This window comes from Micromonospora parva (assembly GCF_000718515.1).
GTDB lineage: Bacteria > Actinomycetota > Actinomycetes > Mycobacteriales > Micromonosporaceae > Micromonospora > Micromonospora parva.
Genome location: NZ_JNZS01000009.1, coordinates 421,040 through 443,907, shown reverse-complemented (window position 1 = coordinate 443,907; position 22,868 = coordinate 421,040). Strand labels below are relative to the sequence as shown.

The 22,868-nt window shown below is 72.1% G+C and carries 27 protein-coding genes and 1 tRNA gene; 15 read left to right on the top strand and 13 right to left on the bottom strand.

The genetic code is table 11. The features are described 5' to 3' along the window. Positions 1 to 173: 173 nt before the first annotated feature. The gene (locus IF22_RS0115015) at positions 174 to 758 is read right to left on the bottom strand and encodes a TIGR03086 family metal-binding protein (RefSeq protein ID WP_030332380.1); all 585 of its coding nucleotides are present in this window, start codon (positions 756 to 758) and stop codon (positions 174 to 176) included. 31 nt (positions 759 to 789) lie between these two features. Between IF22_RS0115015 and IF22_RS0115010 the strand changes: the two genes are divergently transcribed. Further along, entirely contained in the window at positions 790 to 1,632 is an 843-nt protein-coding gene (locus tag IF22_RS0115010) for a helix-turn-helix domain-containing protein (RefSeq protein ID WP_030332378.1), read from the top strand. A gap of 12 nt (positions 1,633 to 1,644) precedes the next feature. Here the strand turns inward: IF22_RS0115010 and IF22_RS0115005 are convergent, their stop codons facing one another. The 6 genes from IF22_RS0115005 to IF22_RS0114980 are packed head-to-tail and all read right to left on the bottom strand — an operon-like array spanning position 1,645 to position 7,242. Next, entirely contained in the window at positions 1,645 to 3,183 is a 1,539-nt protein-coding gene (locus IF22_RS0115005) for a SpoIIE family protein phosphatase (protein WP_030332376.1), read from the bottom strand. Positions 3,184 to 3,187: 4 nt separating this feature from the next. Then, positions 3,188 to 4,549, bottom strand: coding sequence for a sensor histidine kinase (locus IF22_RS0115000; protein ID WP_030332374.1), 1,362 nt, complete (start codon positions 4,547 to 4,549; stop codon positions 3,188 to 3,190). Beyond that, a complete protein-coding gene (locus IF22_RS0114995) occupies positions 4,546 to 5,559 on the bottom strand; it encodes a SpoIIE family protein phosphatase (protein WP_036411541.1) in 1,014 nt (337 codons plus the stop codon). Before IF22_RS0114995 ends, IF22_RS0115000 begins: the two co-directional genes overlap by 4 nt. Beyond that, positions 5,556 to 5,975: an anti-sigma regulatory factor gene (locus tag IF22_RS0114990; RefSeq protein WP_030332370.1), complete on the bottom strand. Its 420-nt coding sequence runs from the start codon at positions 5,973 to 5,975 to the stop codon at positions 5,556 to 5,558. The genes IF22_RS0114995 and IF22_RS0114990 overlap by 4 nt, the downstream gene beginning before the upstream one ends. Next, positions 5,972 to 6,382 carry an STAS domain-containing protein gene (locus tag IF22_RS0114985; protein WP_030332368.1) on the bottom strand — a complete coding sequence of 137 codons (411 nt, stop codon included), beginning with the start codon at positions 6,380 to 6,382 and terminating at the stop codon, positions 5,972 to 5,974. The genes IF22_RS0114990 and IF22_RS0114985 overlap by 4 nt, the downstream gene beginning before the upstream one ends. Beyond that, positions 6,382 to 7,242 carry an STAS domain-containing protein gene (locus IF22_RS0114980; RefSeq protein ID WP_030332366.1) on the bottom strand — a complete coding sequence of 287 codons (861 nt, stop codon included), beginning with the start codon at positions 7,240 to 7,242 and terminating at the stop codon, positions 6,382 to 6,384. The genes IF22_RS0114985 and IF22_RS0114980 overlap by 1 nt, the downstream gene beginning before the upstream one ends. 163 nt (positions 7,243 to 7,405) lie before the next feature. On the opposite strand from IF22_RS0114980, the gene IF22_RS0114975 reads away from it, so the two are divergent. Next, positions 7,406 to 7,762, top strand: coding sequence for an STAS domain-containing protein (locus tag IF22_RS0114975; protein WP_030332365.1), 357 nt, complete (start codon positions 7,406 to 7,408; stop codon positions 7,760 to 7,762). Between the two features lie 13 nt (positions 7,763 to 7,775). Here the strand turns inward: IF22_RS0114975 and IF22_RS0114970 are convergent, their stop codons facing one another. Next, on the bottom strand, positions 7,776 to 8,927 hold the full coding sequence (locus IF22_RS0114970) for an MFS transporter (RefSeq protein ID WP_245233630.1): 1,152 nt from the start codon (positions 8,925 to 8,927) through the stop codon (positions 7,776 to 7,778). Positions 8,928 to 9,118: 191 nt separating this feature from the next. Between IF22_RS0114970 and IF22_RS0114965 the strand changes: the two genes are divergently transcribed. From IF22_RS0114965 to IF22_RS0114950, 4 genes are all read left to right on the top strand, one after another. Then, positions 9,119 to 9,823 carry a FadR/GntR family transcriptional regulator gene (locus IF22_RS0114965; protein WP_245233628.1) on the top strand — a complete coding sequence of 235 codons (705 nt, stop codon included), beginning with the start codon at positions 9,119 to 9,121 and terminating at the stop codon, positions 9,821 to 9,823. A gap of 39 nt (positions 9,824 to 9,862) precedes the next feature. After that, complete coding sequence (gene mscL / locus IF22_RS0114960; protein WP_030332359.1) at positions 9,863 to 10,321, top strand: large conductance mechanosensitive channel protein MscL; 459 nt, start codon at positions 9,863 to 9,865, stop codon at positions 10,319 to 10,321. A gap of 82 nt (positions 10,322 to 10,403) precedes the next feature. Further along, complete coding sequence (locus tag IF22_RS0114955) at positions 10,404 to 10,655, top strand: hypothetical protein (protein WP_030332357.1); 252 nt, start codon at positions 10,404 to 10,406, stop codon at positions 10,653 to 10,655. 205 nt (positions 10,656 to 10,860) lie between these two features. Beyond that, entirely contained in the window at positions 10,861 to 11,232 is a 372-nt protein-coding gene (locus IF22_RS0114950; protein ID WP_030332355.1) for a hypothetical protein, read from the top strand. Here IF22_RS0114950 and IF22_RS0114945 read toward each other — a convergent pair. Next, the gene (locus tag IF22_RS0114945; protein ID WP_081883829.1) at positions 11,145 to 12,431 is read right to left on the bottom strand and encodes a benzoate/H(+) symporter BenE family transporter; all 1,287 of its coding nucleotides are present in this window, start codon (positions 12,429 to 12,431) and stop codon (positions 11,145 to 11,147) included. The genes IF22_RS0114950 and IF22_RS0114945 overlap by 88 nt on opposite strands. Positions 12,432 to 12,487: 56 nt before the next feature. Between IF22_RS0114945 and IF22_RS0114940 the strand changes: the two genes are divergently transcribed. The 8 genes from IF22_RS0114940 (at position 12,488) to IF22_RS0114905 (ending at position 19,297) form a co-directional block, all read left to right on the top strand. Beyond that, positions 12,488 to 13,048, top strand: a complete 561-nt coding sequence (locus IF22_RS0114940) for an XRE family transcriptional regulator (protein ID WP_245233627.1) — start codon at positions 12,488 to 12,490, stop codon at positions 13,046 to 13,048. 115 nt (positions 13,049 to 13,163) lie between these two features. Further along, the gene (locus IF22_RS0114935) at positions 13,164 to 13,883 is read left to right on the top strand and encodes a PP2C family protein-serine/threonine phosphatase (RefSeq protein ID WP_030332349.1); all 720 of its coding nucleotides are present in this window, start codon (positions 13,164 to 13,166) and stop codon (positions 13,881 to 13,883) included. A gap of 103 nt (positions 13,884 to 13,986) precedes the next feature. Next, positions 13,987 to 14,325 (top strand): PadR family transcriptional regulator, encoded by a 339-nt coding sequence (locus tag IF22_RS0114930; RefSeq protein ID WP_030332341.1) that lies wholly within the window; start codon positions 13,987 to 13,989, stop codon positions 14,323 to 14,325. Then, a complete protein-coding gene (locus IF22_RS33095; protein WP_051708479.1) occupies positions 14,322 to 15,167 on the top strand; it encodes an ABC transporter ATP-binding protein in 846 nt (281 codons plus the stop codon). Before IF22_RS0114930 ends, IF22_RS33095 begins: the two co-directional genes overlap by 4 nt. Continuing rightward, a complete protein-coding gene (locus IF22_RS0114920; RefSeq protein ID WP_030332337.1) occupies positions 15,164 to 15,856 on the top strand; it encodes a hypothetical protein in 693 nt (230 codons plus the stop codon). Before IF22_RS33095 ends, IF22_RS0114920 begins: the two co-directional genes overlap by 4 nt. Before the next feature lie 68 nt (positions 15,857 to 15,924). Continuing rightward, positions 15,925 to 17,115: a GNAT family N-acetyltransferase gene (locus IF22_RS0114915; protein WP_030332336.1), complete on the top strand. Its 1,191-nt coding sequence runs from the start codon at positions 15,925 to 15,927 to the stop codon at positions 17,113 to 17,115. A gap of 42 nt (positions 17,116 to 17,157) precedes the next feature. Further along, positions 17,158 to 17,907: a ZIP family metal transporter gene (locus IF22_RS0114910; RefSeq protein WP_030332334.1), complete on the top strand. Its 750-nt coding sequence runs from the start codon at positions 17,158 to 17,160 to the stop codon at positions 17,905 to 17,907. A gap of 205 nt (positions 17,908 to 18,112) precedes the next feature. Then, entirely contained in the window at positions 18,113 to 19,297 is a 1,185-nt protein-coding gene (locus tag IF22_RS0114905) for a hypothetical protein (protein ID WP_036411468.1), read from the top strand. A gap of 153 nt (positions 19,298 to 19,450) precedes the next feature. Here the strand turns inward: IF22_RS0114905 and IF22_RS0114900 are convergent, their stop codons facing one another. The 4 genes from IF22_RS0114900 to IF22_RS0114885 form a co-directional block, all read right to left on the bottom strand. Beyond that, on the bottom strand, positions 19,451 to 20,533 hold the full coding sequence (locus IF22_RS0114900) for an NAD-dependent epimerase/dehydratase family protein (protein ID WP_030332324.1): 1,083 nt from the start codon (positions 20,531 to 20,533) through the stop codon (positions 19,451 to 19,453). Between the two features lie 157 nt (positions 20,534 to 20,690). Next, positions 20,691 to 20,993, bottom strand: a complete 303-nt coding sequence (locus tag IF22_RS0114895; RefSeq protein WP_030332322.1) for a hypothetical protein — start codon at positions 20,991 to 20,993, stop codon at positions 20,691 to 20,693. 73 nt (positions 20,994 to 21,066) lie between these two features. Beyond that, entirely contained in the window at positions 21,067 to 22,116 is a 1,050-nt protein-coding gene (locus IF22_RS0114890; RefSeq protein ID WP_030332320.1) for a hypothetical protein, read from the bottom strand. After that, a complete protein-coding gene (locus IF22_RS0114885) occupies positions 22,113 to 22,535 on the bottom strand; it encodes a PadR family transcriptional regulator (protein WP_030332318.1) in 423 nt (140 codons plus the stop codon). The genes IF22_RS0114890 and IF22_RS0114885 overlap by 4 nt, the downstream gene beginning before the upstream one ends. Before the next feature lie 156 nt (positions 22,536 to 22,691). Here IF22_RS0114885 and IF22_RS0114880 point away from each other — a divergent pair. Beyond that, positions 22,692 to 22,766, top strand: a tRNA-Lys gene (locus IF22_RS0114880). The last annotated feature ends 102 nt before the right edge of the window (positions 22,767 to 22,868 follow it).

Here is a 22,868-nt window from a genome sequence, read left to right as displayed (position 1 = left end):
GAACATGCGGCGTCGACACCCCGCCCACTATTCACCCAGCGAATACCCAAGTCAACAACCCCACCCCTCCTGCCCCCCACCCCCACCCCCATCTGAGTTGATCAAGAGGTTTGCGTCATCCCATCGACGAAATCTGACGCAAACTTCTTGATCAACCAGGACAAGAGGTGGGGTTAGGGGGTTTGGGGCCAGGTGGGGGTTCGGCCGGTCTGGGTCAGGAGGTGGGCCAGGTCCGAGGTGGGTGTCTCGGTGGGGGTGGTGGGCGGGACCGGGTCGGCGAAGACGCCCATCTTGCGGGCGGTGGGGCCCAACTGCTCCACCAGCGCGTGCAGCTCGGCCACCGCCTCCGGGGCCGGGTGGTACGGCTGGCCGGTGGCGACAGCGAGGTCCCAGCCGTGCACGATCAGGTCCAGCAGAGCCATGCCGCCGACGACGGACTGCGGCATGCCCATGCCCGGTGACACACCCTCCAGTGTGGATGGCTCCGACCAGGCGGCGATCAGTCGGCCGGTCTCGACCTCGAAGCGGTCGCGCCAGCCGTCGGCCAGGTGGTCGGGCTTCTCGGCCCACTCCACCTGCCGCTTCTCGGCCAGGTCCTGAAAGTTGATCACCACCTGGAAGAGGTGGTTGAGCAGATCACGGACCAGATAGTCCTGGCAGGGCGTGGGCAGGCCGAGCTGGTCGTCGGAGATGCCGCGTACCACGCCGATGGTTCCCGGAGCGGCAGCGGCCAGCAGATCGCTAGTCTGAGTGGACATAGGGCCAGCGTATGAGGGTGGTCTTGAACAAATGCGACAGCGACCGCGTGGCGACAGCCGGGGAATCCTGGACCCCGGGCGGCTGCTGCGCGAGGTGCGCTTCCGTCGGCACCTGCCGACGGAGTCGCTGCGCCAGTGGGTCGAGCACTACTGGTTGATCGACTGGTCGTTGAGCACACCGTTCGAGCAGCGGGTCGTGCCACACCCGGCGGTGAACGTGGTGTTCCGCAGTGACGACGGCGACGGCGACAACCACGCACACGGTCCCGAGGCCGGCGAGGTGGCCGGGGTGGGCCGCGACCTGTTCCGGATCACGCTCAGCGGCACCGGCCGGGTGTCCGGGGTGCAGTTCCGCCCCGGCGGGTTCCACCCGTTCTGGCGTCGCCCGATCAGTGAGCTGACCGGCCGTCGGGTGCCGCTGCCCGCCGGCCGGCTGACCCACCCGGATTTCTCGATGTTCGCGCCCTCGGGGCCAGCCCTCTCGACAGCCAACGACGATGAGCGCTGCCGGGCACTGGACACCCTCCTCACCGGCTGGCAGCCCGAGCCGGACCCGATGGCCGAGGAGGCCGTCCGGCTGGCCGAGGCGATCCGCACCGACCGGACCGTGCTGCGCGTCGACGACCTCGCCGCCCGGCACGACGTTCCGGTCCGCCGGTTGCAACGGCTCTTCATGGAGTACGTGGGGGTCGGGCCGAAGTGGGTGATCCGCCGCTACCGGCTCCAGGAGGCGGTCGAACAGGCCGCCGGCGCTCCGCTGAGCTGGGCTGACCTCGCCGCCGACCTCGGCTACAGCGACCAGGCCCACCTGGTCCGCGACTTCACCGCAGTGGCCGGGGTGTCCCCCGCCGCGTACGCCCGCTCGGTGCGCTGAGGAAACCGGACATCAGCGGCGACGCAGAACGACCACGGCGACGTCGTCCTGGATCTCCGGCGGGGCCAGTTCCACCAGCAGTCGAGCGCAGAACTGGTCCAGGTCACCGTCGACGGTCGCGGCGACCCCGGCCAGCGCGGCCAGCCCCTCGTCGATGGTGGCGTCCCGTCGTTCGATCAGCCCGTCGGTGTAGAAGACCAGCGTGGCCCCGGCCGGCAGCACGAACTCCAGGTCGGCCGGGCGGGGGGCGCGAACGCCGAGCAGCGGCGCCGAGTGCTGCACGAACTCGACCTTGCCGTCCATCACCATCAGCGGCGGAAGGTGCCCGGCGCTGGCCAGCCGGACCCGCCCGGTCGGCGGGTGCAGCAGCAGTACGCAGAGCGTCGCCAGCTCGTTCGGCAGCAGTGTCCGCATCAGCTCGTTGACCCGGTGCAGGATCTCGCCGGGTTGGTGGCCCTCGACCGCGTACGCCCGCACCGCGTGCCGCAGCTCGGCCATGACCGTCGCCGCGTGCAGCGAGTGGCCGGCGACGTCCCCGATCGCCAGCAGCAGGTGCCCGTCGAGCATCACCAGCTCGTAGAAGTCGCCACCCACCTCGGTCTGCGCGCTGGCCGGCTCGTAGCGCACCGCGAGGTCCAGCCCGGCCACGGTGGGCAGCCCACGCGGGAGCAGGCTGCGTTGGAGGGTGACGGCGATCCGGTGCTCCTCGTCGAACGAACGCTGCGCCTCCACGGCCGCCGCCACCGCCTGAGCCAACTGCTTGAGCACCGGGGTCCGCGCGGTCTGGGTGGCGGTCGGGACCACCACGTACAGCGGGGCACGGTCCTCGCGCAGTCGGGCGGCGGCGACGGTCACCGTGTCGTCCGCCGGCCAGTCGACAAGCCCCCAGTTCGCGGGGGCCTCCACCCGGACCGTGGCGCCGGTCGGCACCCCGGTGTCGTCGACGACCCACGGCACCACGGCGGCCACCGCGCCGGGGCCGGCGCAGACGCCCGCGAGGCAGTCACCGTCGAAGGTCTCGGCGATCACCGCCGCCGGGCTCTTGAAGATCTGGGCGGCGCCCTCGGCGGCGGCATCCAGCAGGCGCGCGAAGGTCGGCGCGGCGTGCACGGCGACGGTCGTGTCGGCCAACCCGAGCAACCGCTCGGCGAGCAGTTCGGCCCGCTGCCGGGCCTGGTAGTAACGCAGCACCGCCCGGGTGGTGGCGATCAGCTCCTCGGGCTCGATCGGCTCGGTCAGGTACGCGTCAGCGCCCCGGGTCAGCCCCTGGGCGCGGTCGGCCACGTCCACGGCGTGCGCCGACACGTGGATCACGGGCATCGCCGGGTGCCGCGCCTTGATCTGTTCGCAGACCTCGTAGCCGCTCAGGTCGGGCAACCGGACGTCGAGAACCACCAGGTCGATCCGGTCCACCTCGACCCGGGCCAACGCCTCGGCGCCGTTCTCGGCCTCCAGCACCGTGAACCCGGCCCGGGTCAGCCAGCTGACCAGCAGGTAACGCTTGGTACGACTGTCGTCGACCACCAGGATGGTTGTCGGCCCGCCGTCCATGTCGTCACGCCCCGCCGGTGGGCAGGGAGACGGTGAACGTGCTGCCCTCGCCCGGCGCGCTGGTCAGCTCCAGCGTCCCGCCCAGCAGCGTCACCAGCCGCCGGGCGTACGGCAGGCCGAGGCCGGTGCCGCCGACCCGGGTGGCTCCGGGCACCTGGTAGAACTCCTCGAAGATCCGGTCGTGCAGCTCGGGAGCGATGCCCGGCCCGGTGTCGGTGACCTCGAACTGCCAGCGGTCGCCGTGTTGGCTGGCCCGCAGCCGCACCTCGCCGCGTTCGGTGAACTTCAACCCGTTGTGCAGCAGGTTGCGCAGCACCTGGCCGAGCAGCACCTCGTCGGTGCGCAGCACTGCCGGCCCGCGCGGCTCCTCCACCACCAGCTCCACGTTCGGACGGGTGGCCAGGGCGCGCAGGGTGCCGCGCAGTTGACCGAAGACCGGGCGCAGGTCGACCTCGACCACGTCCGGCTCGATCCGGCCGGATTCCGCCTTGGCCAGGTCGAGGAGTTCGTTGACCAGGTTGAGCAGATCGGCCGCCGACGAGCGGATCAGCTCGACCTGGCGGCCCTGCTCGTCGGTGAGCGGGTCGGAGGCGGAGTCGGTGAGCAGCCGCCCCAGGCCGATGATCGCGGTGACCGGGGCGCGCAGCTCGTGGCTCACGTTGGCCAGGAACCGGCTCTTCGACTCACTCGCCGCGCGGAGCTGGGCCGACTTCTCGTCCAGCTCGGCGTAGAGGGCGACGACGCCGCGGTTGGTCTCCTCCAGCTCCTCGGTGAGCTGGTTGTAGAGCGCCAACACACCACGGTTGGTCTCGGCCAGTTCCTCGTTCAGCACCGCCAACTCGTCGCGCTGACTGCGCACCTCGTCGAGTGCGGCGATGAGCTGACCGTTCTGGGTGGTGAGCTCGTCCAGCGCGCTGGCCGGCGCGGTGCGGCCGAGTTCGGTGCGGAACTCGGCGAGCCGCTCCGGGGTCGGCGTCGGCGCGCTGGCCGGGACTCGTCGGGACATCCTCACGACCGTAACCCCCTCGACGGTCGACACGCTCAGTGTGTCAACCAGTCGGGACACCGCGCCGGACTGCGGCTGGTAGCGGCCGTCCGGCAACGGGGACATCGGGGCCAGGTCGGCGCGCAGGTGGAACCGGCCGTCGGCACCCGCGTCGACGTGGAAGGAGACGTCCGCTCCCGCTGTCGTCCGCAGCAGGTCCCGGGCGACCTCGCTCAGTGCGGTGGCGATCCGGACCTGGTCCTGGTGTTCCAGGCCGACCACCATGGCCACCTCGCGGCCCCGCTGGCGGATCACGAAGATGTCCTGCTCGACCCGCAGCGCCATCTGCAGCAGCGGCAGCGCGGCCGATCCCTCGGTCATGCCCACGACCTCGCTACCAGTACGCAGGCGTCGTCGCGGCGCACCCCGGCGTCCCGTAGCAGGGTCGCCGCCATGACCAGTGGGGATCTCTCCGCCAGGCCCGGGTAGTCGGACATCCGCCACCGGTCGACCACCCCGTCGCTGTGCATCACCAGCCGGGCACCGGGGCCGAACGGGTAGTCGTACTCCCGGATGGCCGGTCGTTGGTGGCCGGCGATGCCGGGCAGCGACACCAGCCCCCGGCGCTGGCCGCCTCCCTCGACGATCACGCCGGAGATGTTGCCCAGGCCGGCGTAGTGCAGCACACCGGCCGTCGGCACCAGCTCCGCGACCGCGAGGGCCGCGCCGCGGGTGTGCGACATGCTGCGGTGCAGGTGACCGACCACCACCGCCGGCGGGCCGGCGGGGGCGTCGCGGAACGCGGCCAGCGCCGCCTCGGTGGCGGCACCGGCCAGCGGGCCGTGCCCCAGCCCGTCGCTGACCAGCACCTGGTGCCGCCCGTCGGCGACCCGGACGGCGTAGCCGTCGCCGCTGACCGTCTCGCCGGTCAGCGGTCGGGTCAGAGCACCGGCCCAGGACGGCCGGGCCGCCTCGGCCGGCCAGACCTGCACGGCGAGGACGGTCCCCCGGCCGGACAGCGAGTATCCGTCGAACCAGCTGGCCTGCCGGACGATGGCACCCAGACCGATGCCGAGGGTGCCGGTGGTGGAGTGCCCGTCCCGCGACGAGACGGTCAGGTCGGCCATGCCGGGCCCGGAGTCGATGGCCACCAACTCCACCCCGGCCTGCCCGGCGCGGCGTACCGGCCGCAGCAGCAGGACACCCTCGTCGGCGTGCTTGACCAGGTTGCTGGTCAGCTCGGCCGCGACGATGGCCAGGTCGGCGATGCGCGCCGCACCTATCTCCACCTGCGCGCCGAGGCGCTCGGCGGCGCGTCGGACGGCGCTCGCCGCGCTGCTGGCCTCCACCCGGAACCAGATGCCACTGTCGGTGACCGCGTCGGCGTTCACCTGGACCACTTGGTGACCGTGATCCGGGTGCCGGTTTCCGCTGACGTCTCGATCTGGAACTCGTCGACCAGGCGGCGCGACCCGCTAAGCCCGAGGCCGAGGCCGCCGCCGCTGGTGTAGCCGTCGGTCATGGCCAGGTCGAGGTCGGCGATGCCCGGCCCGGAGTCGGCGAACACGATCTGCACACCTTTGCGTCGGCCGTTGTCCACGACCGTCACCTCGACCGAACCGCCGCCGCCGTACACCAGGGTGTTGCGGGCCAGTTCGCTCGCCGCGGTGACCAGCTTGGTCTGGTCGACGAGGGACAACTTGCTGGCCACCGCCACGGCGCGGACCAGTTGCCGAACGCGCACCACGTCCTCATCGCTGCGAACCGACTGCGCCTGTGGCTGGCCCAGGTCGATGCCCGCGGTCACGGCGTGGCCGTCTCGGCGTCCGGTTCGTCGTCGAGCTGGTAGTCGAGCTCTTCGGCGTGGGCCGCCGCGATCAGCTCCATGCCGCGTTCGACGTTCAGCGCGGTACGGATGCCGTTCAGCGACAGCCCCAGTTCGACAAGGGTGATGGCGACGGCGGGGCGCATCCCGACCACCACCGTCTCCGCGTCGAGCACCTTGGAGATCGACGCGATGGTGGAGAGCATCCGCCCGACGAAGGAGTCGACGATGTCCAGCGCGGTGATGTCGATGATGACGCCGTGGCAGCCGGTGGCGACGATCCGCTCGGCGAGGTCCTCCTGGAGCTGCACCGCCGTCTGGTCGGACATGTCGAGCTGGATGGAGACCAGCAGGATGTCCCCGATCTTGAGGATCGGCACCCGTTCCATCAGGCGTCCCTGCGTGGCTGCCGGCGGGCGGTTTCCACCCCGTTGAGCCGCAGCACGTGGCGCAGCGCGTCGGCGAGGCTCGCCTTGGTGGCGATGTCCCCGAACTCGATGCCGAGCGCCACGATGGTCTGCGCGATCTGCGGGCGGATGCCGGAGATGATGCAGTCGGCGCCCATCAGCCGTGCGGCCACCACGGTCTTCAGGATGTGCTGGGCGACCTGGGTGTCCACCGCCGGCACGCCGGTGATGTCGATGATCGCGTACGGCGAGCTGGTGTCGACCAGGGTCTGCAGCAGCCGCTCCATGACGACCTGGGCGCGGGCCGAGTCCAGGGTGCCGACCAGCGGCACGGCGACGACGCCCTCCCAGAGCTTGACCACCGGCGTGGAGAGTTCGAGCAGCTGCTCGGCCTGGTCGGCGATCAGGCTCTCCCGGGTACGGACGAAGCTCTCGAAGGTGAACAGGCCCATCTCGTCGACAAGCTTCGAGAAGGCGACGTAGTCCGGTAGCGCGGTCGGGCCGCCGGCCTCCTGCACCAGCTCGGCCAGCACGTCCTTGAGCGCGAAGATGCTGATCGTGGTCTCGCTGGCGGAGAAGCCCTGCCGGGCCCGACCCCGGGACAGCTCGGAGAGCGCGGCGCGCAGTTCGGCGGCGCTGTCGGCGGACAGGTCGATGATGCCCTGGTCGCCGGTGGCGACGATGGCACGGTGCAGGTCCTGGACCTGCCGGCGCAGCTCGGCCTGGCTCAGCCGGCCCCGCAACGAACTGGTGACAATCTCGGTCCACCGAGTCGTGACCCGTTCGTCCTGCTCGCTCAGCAGCGCGGCGAGCCGACCACTTTCTTCGGTGCTCAACGCCATTTCGAACCCCCTTGACCTGGACCGGGCGGACTCTATCACCGGGGCCTGACCAACTACTTGCCCCGTAGCAACGGAATGACGATGACCACCGGATCACGGCTCCCGTTCTACCTCCGAGGGTGGTCGTGGGATACCGTTCCCCCGATAACAGGAGGTCTGGCGAATGTCGTTGACGGTGCACACGGAACAACGCGGCGACGTGGTCGTCGTGGCGGTCGCTGGCGAGCTGGACATGGCCACCGCACCGCAGCTGCAGGACCAGATCACCGATCTGCTCGACAAGGGCCGCAACCGGCTGGTGTTCGACCTGGCGGACGTCTCGTTCTGCGACTCGACCGGTCTGTCGGTCTTCGTCCGGGCGAAGAACAGCTGCGACGAGGCTGGCGGCGTGGTCCGGCTGGCCGCCCCGCAGCGGGGTGTGCTGCGCATCCTTGAGGTGAGCGGTCTGGTCGAGGTGCTGCACACCTACCCGACGGTGGATGAGGCAGTCGCCGGCGAACCGACGCCGGCGTCCTCCTGACCGCTGCGGCTCGTCACTCGTCCTCGACGTAACGGGGACGAGCGATCGCCATGCCCGCCGCCGTCTGCACGGCGAGGGCGCCCAGCAGGAACCCGATCGGCGCGGTCCAACCACCGGTGGCCTCGTAGAGGATGCCGACCATCAGCGGGCCGAGGGCGGCGATCACGTAGCCGGTGCTCTGCGCGAACGCGGAGAGCGCGACGGTGCCCTCGGCGGTGCGGGCGCGCAGGCCGATGGCGGTGAGGATCATCGGGAACGCGCCCTGACCGATCGCCAGCAGGGCGACCCAGAGCAGCGCGGCACCGTGCGGTGCGAGCGCCAACCCCAGGTAGGCCAGCGTCGACGCGGTGGTCAGCCCGAGCACCAGCGGACGCAGGCTGCCCAACCGGCCGGCCAGGGTGGGCATCAGCAGCGCGATCGGCACGCCGAGCGCGGTCACCCCGGCGAGCAGCAGCCCCGCCGACTCCGGCTGGTAACCGGCGTCGCGGAACAGTTGGGCCAGCCAGCCCATGATCGCGTACCCGCTGAGCGACTGCGCCCCGAAGTAGACGGCCATCGCCCAGCCGAGCCGGGTCCGCGCCGGCCGGACCCGGGTGGGTGCGGCGACGGCCGCCGTCGGGGTCGCCCGCCGCGCCGCGGCGCGGGTCCGCAGCGCCAGCGGCACCCACGGGAGTACGGCCACCGCGGCCATCGCGGCCCAGACGCCGAGCCCGGCCCGCCACGACCCGAAGGCGTGCGCGATCGGCACCGCGGAGGCGGCGGCCACCGTGGTGCCCACCGTCAACGCCATCGTGTACGCCCCGGTGACCAGGCCGGTGCGGTGCGGGAAGTGCTGCTTGACGAGCATCGGCAGCAGGATGTTGGCGACCGCGATGCCGGACAGCGCCAGCGCGCTGGTGAGCACGAAGATCAAGGCCGAGTCGGTGGCGACCCGGAGCACCTGGCCGACGGCGAGGGCGAGCATGGCCACCACCAGCACCCGGGCCGGTGCCACCCGGCGGACCAGCCACGGGGTGAGCGCGCCGAGGCCGGCGAACGCGATGGTGGGCAGGGTGGTGACCAGGCCGGCGGTGGCGCCGGAGAGGCCCAGCCCGTCGCGGACCTCGTCGAGCAGCGCGCCGAGGCTCGTCACCACGGCCCGCAGGTTGAGCGCTACCAGCAGCATCCCGACCAGCACCAGCGCGCCACCGGTCGCCGGGTGCGTGCGCCGGCCGGCGCCGGGGTCCCGGCTCGGGCGGGGGTCGGCGGTGGCGGGGGCGGGCAGCGCCGGAGCGGCGGTTGGTGGCGGGGTCATGACCGCTAACCTACAATCATGGGATGAATTTGGGACCGGTGATGTAACCAGTGCCACCGTCTGTGGAATTCCCCTCCGCGCCGCCCGCGCCGCCCCGCGACCAGCCGCCCGTGCCGCCCCGCGGCCATCGGGTCCGGCAGACCACCGAGCAACTCCGCGCGCGGATCCTCGGCGGCGAGTGGCCCGTCGGCGCGCGCATTCCCACCGAGCCACAACTGGTCGCCGCGCTGGGTGTCGGGCGCAACACGGTCCGCGAGGCGGTCCGCGCCCTGGTGCACGCCGGGGTGCTCGAATGCCGGCAGGGCTCCGGCACCTACGTGGTGTCCACCGACGAACTGGCACCCGTGGTCGCCCGCCGTCTCGGCGGCGACCGGATGACCGAGGTCGTCGAGGTACGCCGCGCCTTCGAGGTGGAGGCCGCCCGGCTCGCCGCGCTGAGGCGTACCCCCGAGGACCTGGCGGCGCTCGACGGCGCGCTCGCCCAGCGCGAGGCCGCCTGGCACGGTGGCCAGGTCGACGCGTTCGTCGAGGCCGACGCGGCGCTGCACACGGCGGTGGTCGCCGCCGCGCACAACGCCATGCTCGCCGAGCTGTACGCCTCGGTGGGCACCGCCCTGCGCAGCACCGTCGCCCAGGCCATGGGTGGGGCGCTCACCCCCGAGCGCTACGTCGACCACACCCGACTGGTCGAGGCGATCCGGGCCGGCGACCCCGGCCGGGCGGCGCTCGAAGCCGGCGCTTTTCTGGAACCCGCCGTACGGGCATAGGTTGTGCCCGACAGAAAAGCGGACACCTCGGGAGTACGGATGCTCAAGGGCTTCAAAGACTTCATCATGCGCGGCAACGTCGTCGACCTGGCGGTCGGCATCGTCATCGGTGCTGCGTTCACGGGCGTGGTCACCCAGCTCACCAAGTCGTTCCTTGAACCACTGATCAAGGCAATCGGCGGGGGCACCAGCCTCTCGGCCGGGAAGTGGACACTCAACGGTCAGGTCTTCGACTGGGCGGCGTTCATCAACGCCCTGATCACGTTCCTGCTCACCGCCGCAGTGCTCTACTTCTTCGTGGTGTTCCCGATGAACAAGCTGGCCGAGCGGCGGCAGCGGGGCGAGGAGCCGCCGCCCTCGGCGCCGAGCGAGGAGGTCAAGCTGCTCACCGAGATCCGGGACGCCCTGGTCTCCGCCGGTCACACCACTCCCGGCCAGCAGCGCGGGGCGCTGGACGATGTGCTGGGCCGCCGTCCCGAGCCGCCGACGCAGCGCTGACGCCGAACGGATGCACATCGGCCCCTGTGGGATTCCCGCAGGGGCCGCACCTTCTCGTACGTGTGTTCGATAGAGTCCCGCCATGGAGCAGCGAAAGCACTGGTGGAACGGGAAGTGGGGGCGACTGGCCCGGCGGGACGTCTTCCTGCGGGTGGACGCCGACCGATGGCATGTCGAGCAGCGCGCCGGTGGCGCCGAGGGCATCTCCCGTTTCTACGAGTACGGCAGTGCGGACGAGGCCGAGGACACCGTCAGGGCACTGCTCGACGGGCCGGACACCTGGCGCGAGCTGTCTCCCCGACCGCCCGGCGGCTGGACCCTCCCGAACACCTGAACGGGCTGCGTGGCGGCCCGTCGCCGGCCACCTTGCGTGGGCCGTGGAGGCGGTATTGCTTTCGACGGTGATGACTCTGAGGCATAGTGATGCCTCAGAGTCATCACGCTCTTCAGGCCCATCACCTGCGGACCTGCCGCCTCCGCAGCTATCACCTCCGGCACGGCGGCGTTTAGCGGCGCGACGCCCTGGGAACCGCAGCGGGATGGACCAGCAGGACGCGCAGCAGGCGACCATCTCACGGATCACCACCGGGATGCCGGTGGTCGACTCAGCCGGCACCGAGGTCGGAACCGTGGACCTCGTCCAGCGGGGCGACCCGAACGCGGTGACCGTCCAGACACCGACCGCCGACCCGGGCAGCAGCCTGGACGAGCTGATCGAGGCGACCGCGGTCGAGGAGCCGGACGTGCCGGCCGATCTGGCGGCGCGGCTGCTGCACAGCGGCTACCTGAAGGTCTCGACCGAGCTGACCCGCACCGGCGCGGTCTACGTACCGGCCGACCGGATCGGCTCGGTGGCCGACGGCCGGGTCCTCCTGGCCGTCGGCGTGGCCGACCTGCCATCCGAGGAGTAACCCGACGGCCCCGGCTCGGCGGGGGTGGCCTCGGCTGACGGGGCGGCTGGGCGGCGGTGGAAGAGCAGCAGCATCAGGCAGCCCGCGACCAAGCCCCAGAACGCGCCGCCCACGCCGATCAGCGTCACCCCGGACGCGGTCACCACGAAGGTGACAACGGCGGCCTCGCGGGTCGCCGGGTCGGTCACCGCCGAGGCGAGCGCGGTGGCGAGGGCGCCCAGCAGCGCCAGCCCGGCGACCGCCTCGATGAGGATCGGTGGGGCGACAGCGACAAGCGTGGTGGCCACCCCGGCGCCCAGGCCGAGCACTGCCAGTCCAGCGCCGGCCGTGACCGAGGCGATCCACCGGCGCTCCGGGTCGGGGTGCGCGTCGGGGCCGGCGGCGAGCGCGGCGGTGATCGCCGCGAGGTTCACCGCGTGCCCGCCGGCCGGGGCGGCGAGCAGGCTGGCCAGGCCGGTGGTACGTAGCGCGGCGCCGAACGGCGGCCGGTAGCCGTAGCCGACCAGCACCGCCATGCCGGGTACGTTCTGCGCGGCCATGGTGACCAGGAACAGCGGCAGGGCCACCCCGACCAGTGCGGACGCGTTCCAGGCCGGCGCGGTCAGGGTGACCGACGGGATCAGCGCGGCACCGGTCAGGCCGGCCGGCGGTGCGGTGAGCGCGATCGCCGCCACCGCCACCACCAGCGCACCGGGCACCGCCCAGCGGCGGGCGAACCGGTGCAGCAGCAGCCAGGCGACCACTACCGGCCCGGCCACCACCGGCAGCTCGACAAGCGCGCGGACCGGGGCTGTGCACAGCGGCAGCAGCACCCCGGCGAGCATCGCGCCGGCCACCGGCTTGGGAATGGCGGCCACCGCCCGACCGAGTGGCGGGAACAGTCCGGCGGCGACGATCAGCACGCCGGAGACGAGGAACGCGCCCACCGCCACCCGCCATCCGCCCGGTGGCGGCCCGGTCGCTACCAGCAACGCCGCGCCCGGAGTGGACCAGGCGGCGCTCATCGGTATCCGGTACCGCCAGCCCAGCCAGGCGGCGGCGAGGCCGCTCGCCACGCAGAGCGCGAGCAGGCCGGAGGCGGCCTGCGCGTCCGACGCGCCAGCCGCTCGGAGCCCGGCCAGCACGACGGTGAACGAGCTGGCGAAGCCCACCAGCGCGGTCACCACCCCGGCCAGCACCGGTTGTACGGGTCCCGCCACTCCAACCCTCCCGACTGTTCCGTTTACGGAACGGCAGCGTGTAGCACGATAGCCGGGTGTCACACCCACCACCAGCCCCGCGTCCGGGCCTCGACGTGGATCCCGCCGTCGTCGGACGCCGGGTCCGTGCTTTGCGCGAGGAGCGGGGGATCTCACTGTCCACACTCGCCCGGCTCGCCGGTGTCGGAAAGGCCACCCTCTCCGGCCTGGAGAACGGCACCCGCAACCCCACCCTGGAGACGCTCTGGGCGGTCACCGCGCAGCTCGGCGTACCGCTGACGGCCGTGCTGGCGGAGCCGGCCGCCGGGCCGACAGTGCACGGCTCCGCCGTCACCGCCACCCTGCTGGAGGTGTTCACCGACACCGACGCGACCTACGAGCTGTACCGGATGCGGGTGGCGCCCGGCCCCGGGCAGCTCTCCCCCGCCCACCCGGCGGGGGTCACCGAGCACGTCACCGTCTTCGCCGGGGTGCTGCGCGCCGGGCCGGCCGACGCACCGCTGACCGCCCCGGCCGGTGGTCACCTCCGCTGGGTGTCGGACGTGCCGCACAGCTACGCGGCGGTGGGTGACGAGGAGGTCGCCGCCAGCCTGCTCCTGCGCTATCCGCGCCGCTGAGAACGGGCCGACCGGTCACGCACCGTCGGGGCCGCCGACGAAAATCGCAATCATTTCTCGACCTAGGTAGGAGGCGTAGAGACGAATGCGGGTTGTTCTTGGCAAGCTTGACCCCATGACGCTGATCCTCCGCTCGGTCATCCTCAACGACATCGGCTTGGTGCGCACCAACAACGAGGACTCCGCCCTCGCCGGTGACCGCCTGATCGCCGTCGCCGACGGCATGGGCGGGCTGCCTGCGGGCGAGGTGGCGAGCGAGATCGTGATCCGGATCCTGGACGAGCTGGCTCCGCCGACCGACCCCGACGGCGCCGCCGACGCCCTGCGTGCCGTGGTCAGCACCGCCAACCAGCGCATCCACGCCGCGATCACCGTCGACCCGAGCCGGGACGGCATGGGGACGACGCTCACCGCGGCGCTGCTGGCCGGGGAGACGCTGGTGCTGGCCCAGGTGGGCGACTCCCGCTGTTACCTGCTGCGCGACGGGGAGCTGACCCAGCTCACCCGGGACGACACGTTCGTGCAGGCGCTGGTCGATCAGGGCACCCTCTCGCCCGAGCAGGCCCGCCACCACCCGCAGCGGTCCCTGGTGACCCGGGCCGTGCAGGGCGCCGACACCCCGCCCGCTGTCGGTGTGCTCACAGTGGTCCCCGGTGACCGGCTGCTGCTGTGCAGCGACGGGCTCTCCGACTACGTCGAGGACGAGGCCATCGCGGCGGCCCTGGGCATGTACGCCGACCGTCAGCAGTGCGGTGAGCAGTTGGTGAAGCTGGCCCACCATGCCGGGGCACCGGACAACGTCACGGTCGTGGTCTCGGACGTCGTCACCCGCTGACCCGTACGACTCACTCGGCGGCCGGCTCCGGGCCGGCCGTCCGGGTGCCGTCGCCGACAGTAGATGGTTGTGCCATCTAGCTTGCGTCGCTACTGTCCATCGAGTGGATTCCGACCGGCGCGGGCAGTGGTTGCGGGGGGTGCTCGACATCTGCGTCCTGGCCCTGCTGTCCGAAGGCGAGTCCTACGGCTACCAGCTCGCCCAGGCGCTCGACACGGCGGGCGTCGGGCCGATCCAGGGCGGCACGCTCTATCCCGTGCTGCTGCGCCTGCAGAAGACCGGCCTGGTGACCGCGCAGTGGCGGGAGGGCAACGCCGGGCCGGCCCGCAAGTACTACCGGCTCACCGACGACGGGTACGCGGCGCTCCGCGCCGGCGGCAGCGCCTGGCTCACCTTCGTCCGGCCGGTGAACGACATCGTCACGAAGGGGGTCAGCCGGTGAACGCCGACGATTGGCTGCGTACGCTCACGGCCGAGCTGCACCAGCGGCGGGTCGCGGCGGACGCCGCGCGGCACGTGGTCGCCGAGGCCGCCACACACCTGCGCGAGGGAGGCGGCGACCCCTGGGTCGTCTTCGGCCCACCCCAGCAGTACGCGGGCGCCGTCGTGGAGAGCATCGGCACCGCGCCCGGACCGCGCCCCGGGCCGGTCCGGCTGCACGCCGCCGGCATCACCAAGAGGTACGGACGGCGGAGCGTGCTGCGCGACGCCACACTGACCGTCCGGGCCGGACAGATCGCCGCCGTCATCGGCGCGAACGGCTGCGGCAAGAGCACCTTCCTCCGGATCTGCGCCGGGCTGATGTCCCCGGACGCCGGTGAGGTGACAGTCTCCGGGCGACTCGGCTACTGCCCGCAGTCCGGCGGCACCGCCGACTTCCTGCTCGCCGACGAACACTTCGTGCTCATCGGCGCCGGTCAGGGCGTGGCCCGTGGCCCGGCCCGCCGCGCCGGTCGGGCGGCTGCCCGTCAACTCGGTTGGGAAGCGGGCGGGGACGTGCAGGCCCGCCACCTGTCCGGCGGCACCCGGCAGAAACTCAACCTGACCATGTCCACGCTCAGCGCGCCCGACGTGCTGCTGCTCGACGAGCCGTACCAGGGCTTCGACCAGGGCACGTACGTCAACTTCTGGGACCAGCTCAGCAGGTTGCGCGACACCGGCACCGCCATCGTCGTGGTGACCCACCTGCTCAACCAACTCGACCGGGTGGACATCGTGCTCGACCTGACCCCGGCGCGGGAGACCGGGTGGCACGCGCCCGGCATTCAGGGAGGTCGCCCGTGAACCGGCTCGTCACCGTCGCCGAGATGACACTGCGGGAGCTGCTGCGGCGTCGGGGCGTACTCCTGCTGTTGTTGTTGATGCCGTTGACCTTCTACCTGATCCGGCGGGACGCCTACCTCGGGCAGTCGGTTCGCTCGCTGCTGCTCGGCGTGGGCTGGGCGGTGAGCACCGCCGCGCTGTTCGCCACCACCGCGGCCCGCGAGCTGGAGCCGAGGCTGCGGCTGGCCGGCTACCGTCCACACCACCTCTACCTCGGACGGATGCTCGGCCTGTGGACGGTGGGGCTGGTCATCTCCGTACCGTTCTTCCTGCTGCCGATGATCGACGGCGCGGACCTGCGGTACGGCGGCCTGGCGGCCGCGATGCTCTGTTCCGTCGCGGTGGCCGCGCCGTTCGGGATGTTGATCGGTGCGCTGCTGCCCCGCGAGTTGGAGGGCACGCTGCTGCTGCTCACCGTGGTGACGGTGCAGATGCTGATCGACCCGGCCGGGTCGGGGGCCAGGTTGACGCCGTTCTGGTCGAGCCGGGAGATCGCCACCTGGACCGTCGACAACACCGACCACGGCTACCTCTCCCGGGGGTTGCTGCACGGGCTCGTCGTCACCGCCCTGCTGGCGGTTGGCGTGGCCGCGGTGGCCAGCGTCCGCCTGCGCCGCCGCCGGCACCTGCGGCACCTGCCGGTCGGGTGACCGCCGCACGTCGCGCGGATCGGGCCAATCCGGTTGCTGCGACCCGCGCGGCAGGTTGAGATGGGCGAATGACCATCCGCCGGGTGACCGACGACGACCGTCTCACCACCAGCTTCCCGCTGGCCGCGTACGCCTTCGAATCCTCGCCACTGAGTGCCGCCCGGACGGCCGAGTTCCGCGACTACCTGCCCTACAACCAGGGCAACCGGACGCTCATCGCCGAGGAGGACGGCACCACGTTGGCCGCCGTCTCGGCCATTCCGATGCGGCAGAACCTGCGCGGGGTGGTGCTGCCGATGGCCGGGGTCGCCGGGGTGGCGACCCATCCGTTGGCCCGCCGGCAGGGACACGTCCGGACGTTGCTGCACCAACTCCTCGACGAGATGCGCGACGAGGGTCATCCGCTCAGCGCGCTCTATCCGTTCCGGCCCAGCTTCTACGCCCGGTTCGGCTACGTCGGGTTACCCAAGCCACGCCGGGTCACCTTCGCCCCGGCCAACCTGGGCTCGCTGCTCCGGGTGGACCTGCCCGGCGAGGTGAGCTGGGAACGCATCGCCGCCGGCTATCCGGCGTGGCGGGCGTTCACCGAACGCAACCTCCGGGAACGGCACGGCTTCGCGATCTTCCCGGACTACCGGGCGGTCGGGATGCGCGACCGTGACGAGTACTGGCTGCTCACCGCCCGGGTGGCCGGGGAGGTCACCGGCGCGGTGACGTACCGGATCGACGAACACGGCGGCACGCTGCACGGCAACGAGCTGCTGGTCTCCGATCCGCTCGCGCGGGCGCTGCTGCTGCAGTTCTTCGCCCGGCACGTGGACCAGATCGAACGGGTCACCGTTCAGGTTCCGCCCGACGAGCTGCCCGAGCTGTGGCTGACCGACCTGGACGTGCACGTCGAGGCCCGCACCGCCGTGCCGGGCGCGTCCGCGCCGATGGCCCGGCTGCTGTCGCTTGACGCGTTGCGCGGGCTGCCCGCCGGCCCGGGCCGGGTCCGGGTCGAGCTGACCGGGGACCGCTGGCTGGCCGGCACCCACCTGCTCGACGGCACGACCGGCGCGCTGGAGCTGGTCGACGACACCACCGGCCGCGCGCCGACCGCCACGCTCACCGCCGCCGGGCTCTCCGCCCTCGCGTACGGGGTGCTGGACCCGGCCGAGCTGCCGCTGCGCGGTCTGGGTGAGGTGCCGGGGGACGCCGCAGTGGAGCTGCGCGGCCTGTTCCCCCGCCGGGTGCCGTACCTCTTCGCCGACTTCTGAGCACGGTTTGCCGCCCGCACCCCACCGGGTACGGTCCCCGGAATGCCAGAGTGGTTACAGGCGGGCGGATGGGGACTGCTGGCCGGGTCGGCGCTGCTGATCGGGGCGGCGGTCGGCTGGTTCGTCCGCGTCCCACAGCGGCTCACCGCGTCCGTGATGGCATTCGGTGCGGGGGTGCTGCTCTCCGCGGTCTCCTACGAGCTGATCGAGGTCGCCCACGACCAGGGCGGACTGCTGCCCACGGTGATCGGCGCGGCCGGTGGCGCGGCTGCCTACACCCTCGCCAACGTGGCGCTGGCCCGGCGCGGCGCGCGGCACCGCAAGCGGTCCGGCGACCAACAGCCCTCCGAGGGTGAGCAGCCCGGCTCCGGGTCGGCGATCGCGGTCGGCGCGCTCCTCGACGGCGTACCGGAATCGGTGGTGATCGGCGCCAGTCTGCTCAGCGGTGGTGCGGTCAGCCTGGTCACGGTGGCGGCGGTGTTCCTCAGCAACGTTCCGGAGGGGTTGTCCAGCGCGGCCGGCATGCGGCAGGCCGGCCGCACCCGACGGTACGTGTTCCTGCTCTGGACCGGGATCGCGCTGGTCAGTGGCGTCGCCGCGCTGGTCGGCAACACTTTGCTGGGCGGCGCGCCGCCGGAGGTGCTGGCCGCCATCACGGCGTTGGCCGCCGGGGCGATCCTCGCCATGATCACCGACACCATGGTCCCCGAGGCGTTCGAGAACGCGCACCTGCTGGTCGGTCTGATCACGGTCGCCGGCTTCCTGACCGCCTTCGCCCTCTCCCACACCTGATCACCGGTCACCGCGCCACATCCGGCGCGGCGGCGGGCGCGGCTTGGCGGCGGGCGGCGGGCGCGGCTTGGCAGCGAGCGGCGGGCGTGGCTTGGCGGCGAGCGGCGGGCGTGGCTTGGCGGCGGGCGGCGGTTTAGCAGTGCATTAAGCCGGCTCGGCGGATTCGTCACGGCGCGGTCGCGGCTCCTAGCATCACCTGGTGCGCATGACGTCGCTTGCCGCTCTCCTCGTCCTCGGTGTCGCCACCGCGACCCTGCCCGGCTGCGCGTCCGACGACCCGGCCCCCGCCTTCGAGGCCGGCTCGACCGCTTCGCCGACCGCTTCTCCGACCGGGGGTCAGAGCGCAGCGCCACAGGCCCGGGACGGCCTCGGAGGCCCCGGGGCCAGCGCGAGCCCGAAGCCCGCCAACAAGGTGCTCACTGCCGGCAACCCGAACGGCAAGGCGACCGTGCCGGCCGAGGCCCGGGCGGTGGACACCTTGAAGCCGACCCGGACCATCGGCACCGGCACCGCGGCGAGCTGCACCTCGGCGGCGGTGGTGAAGGCGGTGGCGGCCGGCGGTGTCATCACGTTCAACTGTGGACCCGCCCCGGTGACCATCAAGATGACCGCCACCGCGAAGGTCCGCAACGCCAACGGGCCGAAGGTCGTGCTGGACGGCGGCGGCACTGTCACGTTGAGCGGCCAGGGGCAGCGCCGGATCCTCTACATGAACACCTGCGACCAGGCCCAGGGCTTCACCACCTCGCACTGCCAGAACCAGGATCACCCGCAGCTCACCGTGCAGAACCTGACCTTCGCCGACGGCAACTCCACGGGCGAGAAGGCCGAGGGCGGCGGCGGTGGGGCGATCTTCGTACGCGGCGGGCGGCTGAAGGTGGTCAACTCGCGCTTCGTCCGCAACCGCTGCGACCGTACCGGCCCCGACCTGGGTGGCGCGGCCGTGCGGGTGCTGAGCCAGTACGAGAACAAGCCGGTGTACGTGGTGGGCAGCACCTTCGACGGCGGTTCCTGCTCCAACGGAGGGGCGCTGAGCAGCATCGGCGTGTCGTGGGTGGTGCTGAACAGTCTGCTGAGGAACAACGAGGCGATCGGCAACGGCGCCAACCCGGCGAAGTCCGGCACGCCCGGCGGCGGCAGCGGCGGCGCGATCTACTGCGACGGCAACGAGTTCACCGTACGGATCGCCGGCACCATCATCGAGAACAACAAGGCCAACGAGGGCGGCGGCGCGGTCTTCTTCGTGAGCAACAACCGCACCGGCACGATGAGGATCGAAAACTCGACGCTGCGCCGCAACCCCAGCGCCAAGTTCGAGACCCGCGGCTTCCCCGGAATCTTCTTCCTGGGCGCCCGCAACCCCACAGTGACAGCCTCCACCCTCTCCTAACCCCACCCACCCCTGCCAGCGCGCCCGCGCCCCGCGCCCGCCCGCGCACTGCCCTGCGCCCGCGCCCCGCCCTGCGCCGGTGATCAAGAGGTTTCGGTCAACTGGGCGGCGTTTTTTGACCGAAACCTCTTGATCAACACAGTGGGGTGGGGGTTAGTAGGGGTTTCCCTGGCCTGGGGGGCGGGCGTGCAGGAGGGCAGCGGGGCGGCCGGGCAGGTCCCGGGCGCCGGACATCGGTGGGCTCGCCGTGTGGTCGCCGTCGGCCATGCCGGCGAAGAGTTCCCTGAGCGCCGTCAGCGCACTGATCTTGGGCTGCCAGCCCAGCTCGGTCTCCGCGCGCTCGCTGGACATCAGCGGGGCGTTCAGACCCAGCTCCACCCAGCCCGCGTCGACCGGTTGCAGCCGCGCCCGCCAGGTCAGCGCGGCCGCCGCCCGCAGCACCGGCGCGGCGACCGGCACCGTCCAACCGTGGAAGTGCCGGGCCACCAGCTCCGGAGTGAGCACCGGGTCCGCGGCGACGTTGAAGGCGCCGCGCGCATCACCCAACACCGCCCGGGCGTACGCATCGGCCACGTCGTCGGCGTGCACCGCCTGCATCCGCAACCGACGGTTCGTCGGCACCAGCGGAATCCGGCCGAAGCGCAACAACCGCACCGGCGCCAGCGGGCCGAGGAAGTACCGCGTGATCTCCGCACCGGCCGCCCGCTGGAAAATCAACCCAGGTCGCATGCGCACCACCCGCAGCGTCGGGTGATCGCGCTCGACCTGGTCCAGCAACGCCTCCACCTCGGCCTTGTGCTCGCTGTACGACGAGCCGGGCACACCGGTCGCCGGCCACCGCTCACTGATCGGGTGGTCCTTCGGGCCGGGCGCGTAGGTGCCGACCGACGAGGCGTACACCAGGGCCGGCACGCGCGCCCCGACCACCGCGTCGATCACCGCCCGGCTGCCCTCGACGTTGGTCCGGCGCAGCACCCGCTGGTCGTGGCTGGGCTGGATCTGCCAGGCCAGGTGCACCACCGCGTCCGCACCCGCGAACACCTCGGCGAGCTGACCGGTCGCGCCCGGCGCGCCGATGTCGCAGGAGTGCCACTCCACCTGGTCGTACGGCTCACCGGCGTCCGGGCCGGGCAACCGTCGTACGACCCCGGCCAGCTCCACGCCCCGCTCCCGGCGCAGCCGCCGCAGCAGCGCCGTCCCGACGTTGCCGCTGGCCCCCACCACCACGATCCGCATGCCCGACCCCGTACCCGCCCAGCCGCAGCTCAACCACCCACCTGCAGCGCCCCGCGCAGCGCACGGCCCTCGCCCCGCGCTCTTGATCGACTCGACTTCCTGAAAGTCGGGGCATCACCGCGCGCAGAACACCCCGATTTCCTGAAACCCGAGTCGATCAAGGCCGCGGGGAATGCCGTACCCAGCCGTGCTTCTCCTTCCCCCGCCGGCCAGCGGTGGCGGCCAGGCAGCGTGGGCAGATCCAGCCCACCGCGTCCGCCTCGGTCAGCACGTCAGTGCCGGAGTAGTCGAAGCGCACATGCGGGAAGCGCCGCAGCCGGGTCCGGCTCAGCGCCAGGCCACAGACCGTCTGGTTCTGGCCGGGCAGCCAGGCGTGCACCTCCCCACCCGGCTGGCGTACGCCATCGGGCCCGACCTCCTCCCCGGAGGCCGCCACGGCCGGCACGCTGCTCGATCCCATGCCGGTCCTGGTTCCCCGCCGGCCCACACTCATGCGAGGCCTCGAACACCGCCTCATCGCCGACCGTGCGAATTCAGGTCGCTGTCGTTGCAGTCGATCGGTGGCCGCAGGTCGGGCAGGCCTTGTCGAGCACCTGTCGACGTACGCTCTGGTGGCGTGCGGACTGGCCGGCGATGGCCGCCGCCAGCAGTGCCGCACCGACAAGAAGGATCGTCCCGGTTGTGGTGGCGTAGGCCGCCGCGCCCGGTCCGCCTCCCCGACTGCCCCAGATCCCTTGGCTGAGCTGGTCGGCGCCGAACAGGCCAGCCGGGGTGGCGAGCAGCAGGGCCGCCCAGAGGCCGGCGTCGTCGGCTCGCAGGGCGCGGCCGAGCCCGACGAGCAGGACCAGCGCGAACATCAACCCCCCGGCCATGGCCAACAGTTCGGGCGTCGAGCCGTACGACGTGAACATGTTGCCGCCGTTCTCGGCGGCGCTGAACGCCACGGACGCGGCCGCCACAGCGCCGGCCGTGAGCGGCGGCAGGCTACGCGCGGCCCAGCCGGGATGGGCGGGCAGTGCGAGCGTGGCCAGGCCGAGCGCGACGGCGGGGATCAGCACGAACATCGGCGGTCGGGGTTGTCCGGCGAGGGCGGCCACGGGCGGCACGGCGATGGTCAGCAGGAGACCACAGGCTGCGGCGATTCGGGTCCAGGAGCCGGGCAGCACCGTGGCGGTGAGGCCGACGAGCAGCCAACCCAGCCAGATGACAGCGCCGAGGGTCTGGAACGGGCCGACCGGGTCCAGCCTGGCGAGGCGGGGGTCTTCGAACTCGACCTGCAAGAGGAGGAAGGCGGCGACCGCGACGAGGGTGCTCAGCGCGGCGGTCGCGGCCAGTGGGAAGGCGGCCGCCAGCCCAAGTGCGCCGTACCCGCGTAGTCGCTCCCGAATTCCGGCGCCGAGCAGGTCGAGGGCGTCGTGTGGGGACGGCCAGCGCCGCCCCGGTTCGACGGTGTCGAGGTACGTCCCGACGATCTCGTCGCCCCGCTCGGCCTGGTAGTCACCCGGGTAGGCCCACAGCAGTCGCCGGTAGCGGGACTCCAGCGGCGACCCGGCCTGCTCCGGGGCAGGGTTGGGCTGATTCATGCCGGGCCTCCGGTCGGTCGAAGGATGGGGCGGGCCGCCGTTCCGGGGACGGTGAGAGGGCCGCGTGCGGTGCCGCCAGCGGGGCGGGTGCCCGCAGGTCGAACAGCCAACCGCTGGGTGGCGGCCTCGACGTTGCGGCGCAGTCGTTCGGTCTCGGCGGTGAGCACTGACCGGCCCGCGTCGGTGAGCCGGTAGTAGCGGCGCAGCCGTCCCTCGACGACCTCCTCGCGGTCCCGCTCGACCAGCCCTTCGTCGGTGAGGCGGTCGAGTGCGCCGTAGAGGGTGCCGGGCCGCAGCGCCAGCCGCCCGCCGGAGAGGGCCGCGACGTCGCTGATGATGCCGTAGCCGTGCATGGATTCCCGCGCGAGGGCGGTGAGGATCAGGAAGGTGGGTTCCCGCAGTGGCGTGGGTGTGGCCATGGCCTCAATATATCGGTGATGAAGCTATGTCGGTGACAAAGCGGTGTGGAAGTTCCTTCCAGCGTCGGTGCCGTCCCGGGCTTAGATCAACATCACTGGCCCAGAGCGGGGGCGGACATCAGCCGGGGCGTAGACGTTCGGGTAACCTGAGCGCGCGGGCCGCTAGCTCAATGGCAGAGCTGTGGACTTTTAATCCATAGGTTCAGGGTTCGAGTCCCTGGCGGCCCACCATTCGGCGCCTCTGAGCGCGACAGCTCCAACCGAAGATCATCGGGCACGGCCAGGGCACAACTCAGGCATGATCTTGGCTTCCGAGATGTGCGAACGAGTTGC